At 41.4% G+C, this 13294-nt stretch carries 6 protein-coding genes; 3 read left to right on the top strand and 3 right to left on the bottom strand.

Translation table 11 applies throughout. The features are described 5' to 3' along the window. Position 1: 1 nt before the first annotated feature. The 3 genes from AACZ88_RS07155 to AACZ88_RS07145 all read right to left on the bottom strand — a co-directional run bounded on the left by AACZ88_RS07155 (position 2) and on the right by AACZ88_RS07145 (position 5801). On the bottom strand, positions 2–2359 hold the full coding sequence (locus AACZ88_RS07155; protein WP_339708350.1) for a PDZ domain-containing protein: 2358 nt from the start codon (positions 2357–2359) through the stop codon (positions 2–4). 19 nt (positions 2360–2378) lie between these two features. Further along, entirely contained in the window at positions 2379–4625 is a 2247-nt protein-coding gene (locus AACZ88_RS07150; protein ID WP_339708347.1) for an alpha-L-fucosidase, read from the bottom strand. A gap of 312 nt (positions 4626–4937) precedes the next feature. Beyond that, entirely contained in the window at positions 4938–5801 is an 864-nt protein-coding gene (locus AACZ88_RS07145) for an AraC family transcriptional regulator (protein ID WP_339708344.1), read from the bottom strand. Between the two features lie 333 nt (positions 5802–6134). Here AACZ88_RS07145 and AACZ88_RS07140 point away from each other — a divergent pair, with 333 nt between their 5' ends. The 3 genes from AACZ88_RS07140 to AACZ88_RS07130 all read left to right on the top strand — a co-directional run bounded on the left by AACZ88_RS07140 (position 6135) and on the right by AACZ88_RS07130 (position 13277). After that, the gene (locus AACZ88_RS07140; RefSeq protein WP_339708341.1) at positions 6135–9632 is read left to right on the top strand and encodes a SusC/RagA family TonB-linked outer membrane protein; all 3498 of its coding nucleotides are present in this window, start codon (positions 6135–6137) and stop codon (positions 9630–9632) included. 16 nt (positions 9633–9648) lie between these two features. Then, positions 9649–11415, top strand: a complete 1767-nt coding sequence (locus AACZ88_RS07135; protein ID WP_339708338.1) for a SusD/RagB family nutrient-binding outer membrane lipoprotein — start codon at positions 9649–9651, stop codon at positions 11413–11415. A gap of 593 nt (positions 11416–12008) precedes the next feature. Continuing rightward, positions 12009–13277, top strand: coding sequence for a Gfo/Idh/MocA family oxidoreductase (locus AACZ88_RS07130; protein ID WP_339708334.1), 1269 nt, complete (start codon positions 12009–12011; stop codon positions 13275–13277). Positions 13278–13294: the final 17 nt, after the last annotated feature.

Here is a 13294-nt window from a genome sequence, read left to right as displayed (position 1 = left end):
ACTATTTTGTTTTTATGGTGATACTATGTGCTTTTTGGTTTCTGAATACCTGTACATTTATTTTGCCTCTCCAATTATGGCTTTGGAAAGATTTCATTAAGTTTCCTACCGTATCCACGGCATCGCCTTCACTTTCGATAATAACATCACCGACTTGTATTCCAGATTTTTTAAGAATGCCATTTTCATCAAGTGAGACAATAACAACCCCAGCTGTTTTGGACAAGCCGGAAGCCGAACGTTCTGCCATTGTGGTAATATTTTTAATTTTTGCACCCAACCAATCATGAACGGCATTTTCGTCCATAGCGTTTCCAAAGAATAGCGAGGGAATGGCCGGTGTTTTTGCCAGATTTTTCAGTTTCGGTTCCTTGACGCCAAATACATCCATCGGAAAATTCTTAAAGCCGATTTCAAGTGCAGATGAACCCTCTTTCACCGTATAGTCACCCGCAGATGCATTCAAGAACAAGGGGTTTCCTGCAACGCTATTTGCATCTACCCCTTTTTTTTGCGCATCCTCAAGCGCTTTTTCATCAGGAAAAAGATTGTAATCCACCTCTTGGCCCCATTCCTGTAATCGAATGTCTTTATGTTCAGAGAGCACAATATTATGTCTAAAAATATCACCGCTGTTTTTGAACCAAACATGCGGATGAAAACCATTATTGATCATAATATTGTTCTCGACAGTGCGATAAAATCCCTCTCGAAGCTTTAGTCCGCCATTCAAACATACATTGTTATAAATATGATAATTAGACGAACCATCATCAAGATCAATATCCCAACCATGGTCACATCGAAACCTATTATTTCTGATAATGGTCGTTTTGATGGCATCCCATTTAGGCATTTCGGGGTTTTGTTCAACAATTTCATTCAGGTTTTTTCGATTGGGGTGCCAAAAGCGATCCCGTCCCCAAGAGTTAAAGGCACCATGATCCCCTGATTCCAAAACCGTATTGAACACATCGTTGTATTCAAGAACATGACCGCCCCATGTGCCATCACCAATATTAATACCTGCTCTCGGAACATCGTAAATACTATTATTACTCACGGTAATATCCATCGCCATGGCGATTTCAACACCAGCGGTCTGCTTTTCCAATCGCCCGGTACGATAAATCAAATTATTATCAACCAGTGACTTTGCCGGGTAGGTATTGTTTTTCGGCCCTTTGAGGGTATCAATCGCTTCAAGCGGAACAAATTCATCATATTGGAAAGAGGGGGAACGAACCGCATCGGGACTACCAACAAAACAGATCCCAGAACCTGAACAGTCATGGATGTGATTGTTGGCGATTTGAACATTTCTATTGTAATTGCTCACAAATATGGCATTACCACCCAGGTTTACAAACTCACATTGCGTCACAGAAACGTTTTCAGTACCTTCTAAAAAAACAGCGCCACCGCGATAAATTGTCCAATCACTTCGCAAAAGCGGCTCATATTTCTCAAATATCGTTCGTTTGGTATGTTCGAAACGAATTCCTTCTACCGATACTCCATTTACAGGGTTGTCTTCTGTTCCAATAATATTCAATAAATGTTTTTTCCGAACAGTTTCAATGAGTACCTTATTTAAGTCAATGCTTGGCAAAGGCCAATAATATAGTTTTCCTTCCGAGTTTAAGAACCATTCGCCAGGGCTGTCCAATTCTTCGAATACGTTTTCTACCATGCGATAGGTTCCATGCATTTTAGAAGGACGGTTATTCTGAGTACCGCCCTGTAAAATCAATTCGCCTTTTTCATCAACTCCGGAAACCTTGTAATGAAAACCGCCCCATTCACCGCTATGCATAGCGTGAACAAAAGCTCCTTTAGGATTTTTCCATGTTTTTACTCTTTCAGGTGCGATCGCATCTGAAGCATGGCCCTGCCAATGCCCACCATTCTCATCATAGTTTGGGTAGCGTGCTAAAATTTGAGGTTTACCTTCAATAAAAAGTTGATCAAAATCTGCACTTTCATCCAATTGGGCGACCCAGATATTTTCATCATATTTTTCCCAAGCAGCATTTAACTCTTGGGAGCCGCTAATCACAGTTTTGTCGGTACCTTCCCCTTTTATTTTTAAAACACCCAGTTTTGGCAAAATTGTAATGGGAGCTCTCAACCTGTGCTTGCCAGGTAGTAGATGAATAGTCAAATCGTCGTTAAACCCCTTTTCACGCAACAAGATTATTTGGTCAAGCCCTTCTTCAATAGAATTATAAATCGGTCCGTTTTTAGGCGTACTATTCCTATCGGAATCCGAGGCTTCAATATAAATATCATTGGTGACCGGGGAACAGCCCACAAATAACAAAATCAAAAGCGCCGGTAAATAACTCAAATTTCTCATTGATTTTTATTACAGATTACTATTCTTCAAAAAAATCCAATTCGGCAATAGTCGCCGTATTTCCACCACCGGCAATAACCACTGCCTCTATTCTCACGAATCTCGCCGTTATGGTGTTCTTAAAATTATGGGTACGGGCCGTGGGGTCATTGATAAGGTTTCCGAATTCAAAAGTCTCCACTGTTTTCCACGATGTACCATTCGAACTGGTCTTTATGATACCCTTTTCTATCATTCCACTTGCGTTCTCGGTCTGTGGGGTATAAGCGAACCCCTTTATATTATATGCTTTGCCGAGATCTACTGAAACGAAGTGAGGCCTCCCTTTAGGTCCCGAAGACCAATAGGTATCAGTATTCGCATCGATGGCAAACCCAACTTCCGATTTTGCGGCATTGCTATCCGTTGCGATAACTTTCCATCCTTTTTTTACAATTCCAAAAGTTGCGGCGGCAACACTCCCCAATTCATTTTCACGTATGGCAATGGCCTTAACTTCTCCTGAATTGATTTTAAACGGCCCATCAAAAAGTGTAGAATTTTTATTGGGTTCGCTGCCATCAGTAGTATATCTGATCGAAAAATCTCCATTTAGATTTTTCGAAATATTATCCGCATCAGGTTTCCAAGAATGCCATGCAAAAGCCTCTTTTTTGGGTTGAATAGTTACTTCACCATCAACATTTCTGATAATGGACAATTGCGGTGGCCTACTCTCATAATAATGTGCCGCCACATTCGATAGGGCTGGTGCCATTCGTGACTGCAACACCCTAATTCTAATTTTAGTTGTAGTTACTTCAGGAAAACGCAGTATTCTTTTGTATCCAATATTCGTGGACGTCACAATTTCCTTCCATGCGTCATCTACCCATGCATCAATAGCATGCTTTTCAACACGCTCACTATGTGTGGTAATCGCTTCTTGCAAAACCAATCGATTCAAGGTTACAAGCTCAGGTGTTGTTATTATTATTTCTTTGGAGTCACCATCGAGCAGTTCATAGCTCAATGTATCTTCGTCTAAAGCGTTTGTTGGTCCGTCAGCGCCTGCCAACAAATTCCTTCCATAAGTTGCATCAATGCGCTCACCAACTTCTTTCAGCACCTCAACATCCCTTGATGAAAATTTCCCCTCTCTGTTCGGGGGAATATTTAAAAGAAAAGTAGAATTACCCCCAACCGATCTTTCGTAAATATCAAAAACATCATCTGTACTTCGAACAGTCTGGAAAACATCATCTCTATAAAACCAACCTTCTCGAATCGAAGTATTCGTTTCGGCAGGCTGGTAATGTAAAAATTTACCTTCATAAAGCTCTTCACGCTGTCCCAAGGACGGATTTGTCAAATCGGCGAATCGATTTAATTTCGCTGGATCGTCGACGTACGGAATAACATTCCACTCCGTATCTCTTGTTCGCCCAGCTTCATTACCGCCCCAACGAATATCTTGCTTACCGAAAACCACAGCTTTCGGTGCCAGTTCATTGATCAATTCTTTCCAAGCCAAGTAATTATATGTCTGTCCCCCTTTACGCTTCGGGTGGGCACCATCGAACCAGACTTCATGAACAGGACCGTATTCGGTCAATAATTCAAACAATTGATTTAAAAAATACTCGTTGTAATCGTCGACCTTGAATTTAAAAGTGGTCTTGTTCTCAAAAGGTCTCCCTTCAACCGGTCGGGGTATTGTTCGTTCAGTATACTCACTAAGGTTCCCGTAAAGTCCCTCAGGGTTTTCAATTTGATACAAATCAGCAGGAGAAAGGTAAACGCCCAATTTCAATCCGTACTTTTCGCAAGAATCCGACAGCTCCCTTAAAATATCACCTTTACCATCTTTAAAGGGCGTCGACATGATACCGTGCTGTGTATAGCGACTTTGCCAAAGTACAAAACCATCGTGGTGCTTGACGGTCAAAATAACCTTTTTCATTCCAGCTTCTTTCATTGCCCTACACCATTGCTCCGTATCTAGATTTTGCAGATCGAATATCGCGGGATCTTCCATACCATTGCCCCACTCCATACGGGTAAATGTATTCGGACCAAAATGGATAAAAGCTATAAACTCGTCTTTTAAAGCTTCATATTGATTGGGAGTTGGAACCACATGGGCGGCCTTAACAATAATCGAGTCTTTTGTATCTGCCTCATTAATGGGAATGGTACTTGCGGTAGCCATGGTCAACCCTGTTTGTTCTTCCTTACAGGCCATAAAAACCATAAAAACCAATAAACCTATAATTTTTTTCTTCATCTTTTCATTTTACCAATTAAAACCTGATGTTCTTATCATTAATTTAATCAGGATGCACTCAATCATTTATTCGACTTCTTTTTTTCAATATTACTTCCTTCTCGAAAATTAAAATACAATTATGACATTCGAGCCATATCACGATCCAAATATCCGAAAACCAACCGCTTTCCCTAGTATTTCAAAATTTTTCATAGGACCGCTCGTTCATAAAAGTATATTCACAAATCTAATCGTTGCCATCTCATTTCTCTACTTAAAAAAACACCCTAACCAATACTTTTTTTGCTCTCACAGTCATTATTGCCCCCATCAATGCGCATGAAGTCGAATGTATTCCGTGGGTGACATATGCATGATAGCCTTAAATTGTCTATTAAAATTTGAGATGTTGTTAAACCCTGATTCATAACAAACCAAAGACACATTGTTTTTTTGTTCCATCAACAACTTACAGGCATAGCCTACCCTAATTTCATTGAGGTATTTTGTAAAAGTTTTACGATGAACCCGTTTAAAGAACCTACTGAATGCCGAGGCGTTCATATGGGCAACTGCCGCCACATCTTTCGAATGAATCGGATTCTTGAAATTTTTAAAAATATAGGCATAAATTTCATCTAAATTTTTGCCTTCTGCTTGATTGAAAGTATTGACATAGCCAGCACTGGCCAGCAGGCGATAATTTTTATGTTTCCCCAAAAGAAACAAAACATCAAGAAACTGCATTGTTTTTTCAAAACCCTCAACCTTAATAAGATCTTCAATACTCCGAATCAATTTTGGATCCACATCAATAAACTTAATCCCTTGCCGAGCTTTTTCGATCAGCTTCGATATCAACTGCATTTCCGGCTTGTCAAAAAATTGACTTCCCAAAAAATCACGTCTGAAGTGAATTCCGAGAGCTTCCGCCATTAAATCTGAATCAGAATCAAAATAAATTTCGTCGTTGAGCCACATATGTGGTAGGTGCTCCCCAATCAATATTACTTCGCCCTCCGCAAACTTCTCAATACTGTCACCGATGAAGCGCGTGCCAGTACTCTTTTTAATAAGGACTAATTCCAATTCGGGGTGATGGTGCCAAATCTTAAGAAAGTTCGGATATCGATTGTAGGCAACCGAAAAAGAGCTGTCTTCAGAACTGGCCCTATTAAGCAAATGAAGTTTCATAGAATAGCAAATAAAAAGCAATTTATGCATTTTTTTCAGTACACAATATTCTAAAGGGTTAAAAAAATAGAAAGAATAGCAAAAAAAATATCATCATTTATTCAAATTTCACCTTCATTTTGTAAAAAATAGAATTAATTTCGATAGCATAAAATAAAGAGGTTTTCAGAAAACCGTGCCCATCTTTATTTAGAGTCAAGTTCAACCATAAATCACCTTTCTATGAAGAAAAATTAAATCAAAAAACAGTACCAACAACAATGAATTCCTTTGCCACCATTTGGACCAAAAAGGCATTCTAAATACCAGAATCACTAAAACTCACTCGAAAAAATGAAAAAAAGTAAAATACCCCGGTGTTCACATACGAATACCCACAAAGAGAACCCAAAGCTCGGGTCGATTTTATTCTCGGCGCTTGTTTCATTAGGAATGCTCTATACCTATGCCGGCACACCTAATACGAACATCCACGATTTAAAGTCGAGTCTCGTTAAAGAGACCATACAGAACACGGTGACAGGAACGGTTACCGATCAACAGGGCGTACCACTGCCCGGTGTCAATATTCTAGTACAAGGAAGTACAACAGGAACACAAACCGATTTTGACGGAAACTATTCCATTGGTGCCTCTAATGGAGATGTTCTTCTGTTCTCTTACTTAGGCATGAAAAGTCAAAGTGTAACCGTGGGCGCCAATGCTACGGTTGATGTCAGCATGCAAGAAGATGCTGCCGCACTTGATGAAGTTGTCGTTACGGCCCTAGGTATCAAACGTGAAGAAAGAGCCTTGGGGTACGCTGTATCAGAAATCGAGGGCGATGAGATTGCCAAGACCGTACAGGTCAACCCGGTCAACTCACTTCAAGGAAAGACGGCTGGTGTACAAATAAGCACGACCGCCGGAGGTACATTTGGCGGCACACGAATTACGGTACGTGGCAACTCTACTTTTGACCAAAATACCCAGCCTATATTTGTTGTCGATGGTGTTATTCTAGACAATGATGTCAGTGGCACACAAGGTGCCGACTGGGGAAATCAGTTAAAGAACCTCAACCCTGACGATTTTGAAACCTTTTCTATTTTAAAAGGAGCGGCAGCGGCGGCGCTTTACGGATCACGTGCCTTGAACGGTGTGGTCATCGTAACAACGAAATCCGGCTCAAAACGAAAAGGCCTTGGGGTCAGTGTCAATCAAACGGTCGGTATACGAACCGTTTATGACTCGCCAGATTTTCAGAACCAATATGGTTCGGGACTTACGGCCGGTGGTTTTAGTTTTGTTACTAACGGTCCGAATACTAGAACCCGTGACGACGCTCACGACACAAGTCAATTCTTCACTTACGACCTCGATACAGGGCTTCCTTCGATGGCTTTTGATTCGTATGAGGAACATGCAGCGAGTTGGGGACCACGATTCGACGGTCAAGAAATCATAGATTATGATGGCTCTCGCGCACGCTGGGTAGCACAGCCGAACAATTATCAAGATTACTTTGACACTGGGTTTCTCAGAAACACCAATGTTTCGATTGATGGAGGCAGTGAAACGAGCACCTTTCGACTTTCCTATTCAAACTTTTCCGAATCAGGGGTAGAATTGGGTAACGATTTTGACAAGAACTCCATTAGCTTTAAAGGATCACAAGATCTAATCGAAGATAAACTTACCGTTAGTGCGGCAATGCACTACACCAGATCAAAGGCAAAAAATCCATTGAATCCTGGCGGACTGTCACATTGGTTTCATGATGGGTTTCCACGTAATTATGATGTCAATAAATGGCGGAACAATTATTTAGATGTAGATGGTGGCGTACCACACCCTTATGGCAATAATTACAACTACACGCGAATGAGCCGTATATGGTTACATGCCCTAAAAGACGAAAACGTGCGTACCGAAGGTTCGTTTATCTCAAATATTAAATTAAACTACAATATCACCGATAATATAACGGCGACACTTGAGGGTAACGTAAATCAGTATACTTACAACCAAGAAGACAAAACATACGCTGACAATAGAGATCGGTTGAACGGCGGCTATTATTTTGCCAACGGCGAACGTTTTCAACATAGCTTTTCGGCCAAGTTGTTCTTCGATAAACAGTTGAACGATAATTTTAGAATGGATCTATTGTTGGGCGGCGAACTTTGGACGTCTAAAGAACAGAGCCAATATGGAAGCACTTCGGGTGGTTTTAAAATCAGAAACTTTTTTGCCCTTGAAAACTCTAGAAATCCCATTACTGGTGATGGCGGAATAGGACCACGAAAAAAAATCAACTCGGCATATGCATTTTTCAACACTAGCTATAAGCGCGATTTATACTTGAGTCTTACCGCAAGAAACGACTGGTCATCTGCTTTGGTATACCCTGATGGCACGGGCAACAACTCATATTTTTACCCCTCTGCAAGCTTATCATGGGTAGCCAGCGAGACCTTTGCATTGCCCAAGTTTATTTCCTTTGCCAAACTAAGGGGCTCTTATGCCATTGTGGGTAACGATACCGATCCCTACCGACTTTCCACAGGGTTCATTGCCGACACCTTTAATGCGAACTCCGATATCAATGCCTTTAAATTTGAAAACAGTACGGCCGTTCCACTTGACTTAAAACCTGAGAAGAAATATTCGTTTGAAACAGGTATTGATTTACGGTTCGCCAACAACAGGATCAACCTAGATGTTGCTTATTATAAAGACAACACCAAAAATCAGATATTGCCTTTACAGGTTCCCTCTGAATCAGGAATCTCAAGTCAATTGATTAATGCAGGTAATCTTCAGAATCAAGGTATTGAAGCCTCCCTGAACCTGATTGTAGTCGACAGCGAAGATTTCGGGTGGGATATTGGCGCAAACTACACCCGAAACCGTGACAAAATTATCGAATTGGCCCCGGGCATCAATGAATTCCAGCTTTTTGGAAACCCCGACGATTCGAACTCCGCAACGGCTTCCTATGCTTATGTTGGCGGTGCTTATGGTGATTTGGTTACCCGTAGGGGATATGATTATTATGATGGTGAGAATACACAAAATCATGGCGTTCCCGTATTGGCCAATAGAAATGGCTGGTCGGTAGCCTACCCCATCGGTATTCAAAATAAAGATTCGCTTTATGTTATGGGCAACATGCAGGCTGACTGGTATGGAGGCATGAACACTTCATTTCGTTACAAAAGGTTGCGTTTAAGTGCTATCGTTGATGCCAAATTCGGAGGAGAAATCTATTCTGCCGATGCTCGGTATGGCTTGCACCAAGGTGTTCTAGAAAGTTCATTACCCAACAGGGATGCATCCCAGGGCGGAATCACTTGGACCAGTGAGGGACAAGGACAAAACTTTTATGGAAAAACCTATGAAGATGGTTATATTCCCAATGGTGTTTTCCCTGATGGGTCTACAGTTACTTCCGGACCAGCAGACAACAGAACAGCCGTTGACGTAGGAGGAATGACCTACCAACAGGCGTACGACCAAGGACTAGTAGAGCCAACACATTGGTCAGGTTATGTATATCGATGGACTTCGGCTAGTACCGGAACCCCCATTACCGGAGTATACACTTCAAGTTGGGTAGGCTTGCGCGAGTTAAGTCTTACCTATGACGTTCCCTCCGAAATATTGGACAAATTATTAATCAGAAGCGCTTCTTTATCCTTAACAGGAAGAGATTTAGGATTCTTGTACAATTCGTTACCGGACAATATCAATCCGACCTTAAGTAGTAACGCGGCGGCGAATCCGTTACAGCAAAAGTCCTCACCGTACGTTCGGTCAGTATCTTTTGCCATAAAACTCAACTTCTAATTACAAAAAAAATAACATGAAAAAAGTTATATATCTAGCAATAAGCTTAGTGCTTCTTGTCTCTTGCGATGAAGATTTTGCTTCGTTGAATACCGATCCCGATATTGGTGTTCCTCCACCAGAGACACTTTTTACCTATGCACAAAAAGAAATGGTCACCTATAAAGGTGGCGGCGAATGGTACCATGAAAACCATCAAAAAATGACTTGGGCCCAATACTTGGTACAAGGCAACGCCAATGACAGCGATGTCAATACCATTTTACCCGGTAGCAAATACAGCACCTTCTATATCACTGTATTGAACCATTTGAACGAAATGCGCGTTCAGATAGCTACGCTATCGGAAGAAGAACAAAAGTTCTATCAGAAATTGGTTGGGGCGTCAGAGATTCTACAGGCATTTTTTGCCCTTAGAATTACCGACCAGTATGGCGATGTACCCTATTCACAAGCTGCCGACGGCAGAAGGGAAGGAGTTTTAGACCCCGACTACGACAAACAAGAAGCCATTTTAGACCAATTGGTGGAAGAGCTGAACAATGCCATTGATAAAATGGATGAGAACATTGAGAATAATTTTGACTTTTCTTCCAGCGACTTGGCTTATCAGGGCGATGCGACCAAATGGGTCAAATTGGCCAATGCCGTAAAGTTACGAATTGCAACACGTCTTTTCACTCAGAACGAGTCAAAGGCCCGCGAAATAATTAGCAGTGTGACCACAGACGGGCGGTTGTTCGAAAGCAATGACGATCAATTGACCATTGACTTGGGGGGTACCTATCGTGGTTCCGCTGGCGCTGATTTTGAATGGAAAGGTGTTATGTGGGCGGCAGAACCCATGGTAGAATTCATGAAATCAACTGCCGACCCTAGAATTCGTATATTTTACGAACCCAACGGCTATACCCAAGAAACCATTGATGCCTTCGAAGATCCCAGTAACATTTCACCAGCAGTGGATATTGACAACGACACCGAGGTGTTATACACCACCGAAGAAGGGGAAGATATTTTAGGGTATCGCTATATCGGCCTTCCTACCTTTAGAAATGACCCGAACATCGGTATTCCCGATTATTATTTGTACCAAGACCAGCCCAACACAATTGGTAACAATGCGACGATGCTGTCAAAATATAATAGAAGACTGCTTCAGAATTGTGGGTTCAGATATGGCGGCTTACCAGAGCCTGAGGGCAATTACGTCGATGTAATGTTATCATATGCAGAAGTATGTTTTATGATGTCGGAATTCATATTGAAAGGCTATGCGACCGGAGATGCCACAGATTGGTATACGAGAGGTATTGAATCGTCATTGCAAACCTACACTATGTTGGGCGAAAAACAAGATTTAACATTGCGGGTCGCCGATAAAGAATACCCATATCAGCCCATAAGTGAAACGGAAATGGCCAATTATTTGTCCAATCCTACGATTCAACTGAATGGCACCGATGACCTTGAGAAAGTATATATCCAACAGTTTCTTAATTTTTATCGCCTGCCTGATGAGGGATGGATTCTTTCAATGCGTACGGGATACCCCAAATACGGATCTTCGTTACTGGCAAGGTCTCCAATAGATACTCCAGAGATTCCGTTCCCGAGACGAATTCCTACTCCAGAACCAGGTGACCTAAATGTTGCAAAATGGCTGCAAGCCAATTCCGACCAAGGGTTTACCAGTCCGAGAGATGAAAGTCCTATTGCTTTGAATTCGCAACGCTTATGGTGGGATTTGAACAACCCTACCGTTGGTAGCGGAGGCAACTAAACAATCTTCAAGTTTTTTTTTAAATGGTCGGTTACTTGCTAACCGGCCATTTTTTTATGGGTTGTCTTTATTGTCCCCTAAACAACAAAGGAAGTTAGAAAAGTAGGGAGCTAATAGAAATTTCCAACACCATTCTACAAAACGGGAAGCAAAATCACCCTTAAAACCCAGTTCAAGAGACACTTAGGCAAACCAATTACAAGACCATTGCTACCAAACTTATCTAAAAAACTTAAAAAATAGAGCTAGTGCAAAAATAGTATCATATTTTGCTTAAAATATAGTAGCAAATAGTATAAAATAGAACTAATTTCGAAAATATATTAAATTGGCATCACCATAGGTGTGACAATGCCCAAATAGTATTATATTGAAACATTAAATTCATTTTACCCACAATGGCATAAGAACTATCTTACAACGTGCCTTGGAAAAAAATGATATATATAATTTTAGTTAGTTTGTTTTGAGTTAGTTTAGTTTTAAAAATGGCCGGCTATGCTTTAGTCGGCCATTTTTCAGTTTGAAATACACTGCTCAAGAACTATCTTGCCGAAAAAAAGGAGAATTGAGTATCTAAGAACACAGCTATTATGAAGAAAAAAACGACGGGTCGCAGAGACTTTGTAAAGAAGTCACTAGTCGCGGCAGCAGGAATCAGTATAATTCCGAGACATGTAATGGGAGGCGTCAATTTTATACCACCCAGCGACCAATTGACCAAAGCGGTAATCGGCGTTGGAGGTATGGGTCAAGGCCATTTAGAATATGAAGGCACAAAATTATTGGCCATTTGCGATGCCGATGCCAATCACCTATCAAGCACTTTAAAAAAGGTTGGAAGTAGTGTCAAAGGATATCGCGATTTTCGTGACGTATTGGCCAGACCCGATGTTGACATTGTACATATCGCCACCCCACCCCATTGGCACGGACTCATGTCAATAATGGCTGCCGAAGCAGGTAAGGATGTTTGGTGCGAAAAACCAATGACCAGAACCATTGGAGAAGGTAAAAAAGTAGTTGAAGCCATGAACCTACATGGCAAAATGTTCCGGTTGAATACATGGTTCCGGTTTAAAAATAATTTCTATGGGATGGGAACTCCTGTAAAAAAACTCAAAAAGGTCGTTGACAGTGGAGCTTTGGGTTGGCCCCTAAAAGTCACCATTAGCGGGGTTACGGGTTTTAACTGGAAATTTTACTGGGTAGGAAAAGAAAATCTTAAACCACAACCTGTGCCTTCAGAATTGGATTATAATATGTGGCTAGGACCAGCTCCCGAAAAACCGTACAATCCACACCGTGTACATTCTACTTTCCGAGGTTATTGGGATTATGACGGCGGTGGTCTTGGCGATATGGGACAGCACTATATTGACCCCGTACAATATTTTTTGGGTAAAGACAACGATAGCCCGATAAAAGTAGAAGTCGATGCCCCGCAACAACATTATGATGCTATCGGCACTTGGAGACGGATTATTTACACCTATGCCGATGGATGCCAAATAATTTTAGACGGCGAGAACAAGGATAAAAATGCTGCTTACATCGAAGGGCCCGACGGTAAAATTTTTAACGGATTTAAGTCCACCATTCCGAATATAGAAGGTTTGATCGATAGTCTCCCCGATCCCGAGGAACAAATAACCGTTTTCTCCGAATCGGTAAAAACGCGGCAAAAATTTGCACTGAACGAGGAAAACGGACATCGTTCGGCAACCGTGGTGAACATGGGGATTATTGCATTGCGCTTGGGAAGAACCTTGGAATTCGACCCTATAAAGCAAGAGTTCATTAATGATGAAGAAGCGAATCGATTAATCGATCAACCGATGCGTTCTTCATGGGCCTATTAGTAAAAAGAAGTTCATTA

Origin of the sequence: uncultured Kriegella sp. (assembly GCF_963975415.1) — a bacterium.
Classification (GTDB): domain Bacteria; phylum Bacteroidota; class Bacteroidia; order Flavobacteriales; family Flavobacteriaceae; genus Kriegella.
Note: the sequence above shows the minus strand (reverse complement) of the source record. Positions and strands in the feature narration are given on the sequence as shown.

Coding starts and splice junctions, on each gene's coding strand:
- AACZ88_RS07155 (WP_339708350.1), bottom strand. CDS start 2,359: ATGAGAAATTTGAGTTATTTACCGGCGCTTTTGATTTTGTTATTTGTG.
- AACZ88_RS07145 (WP_339708344.1), bottom strand. CDS start 5,801: ATGAAACTTCATTTGCTTAATAGGGCCAGTTCTGAAGACAGCTCTTTT.
- AACZ88_RS07135 (WP_339708338.1), top strand. CDS start 9,649: ATGAAAAAAGTTATATATCTAGCAATAAGCTTAGTGCTTCTTGTCTCT.
- AACZ88_RS07150 (WP_339708347.1), bottom strand. CDS start 4,625: ATGAAGAAAAAAATTATAGGTTTATTGGTTTTTATGGTTTTTATGGCC.
- AACZ88_RS07140 (WP_339708341.1), top strand. CDS start 6,135: ATGAAAAAAAGTAAAATACCCCGGTGTTCACATACGAATACCCACAAA.
- AACZ88_RS07130 (WP_339708334.1), top strand. CDS start 12,009: ATGAAGAAAAAAACGACGGGTCGCAGAGACTTTGTAAAGAAGTCACTA.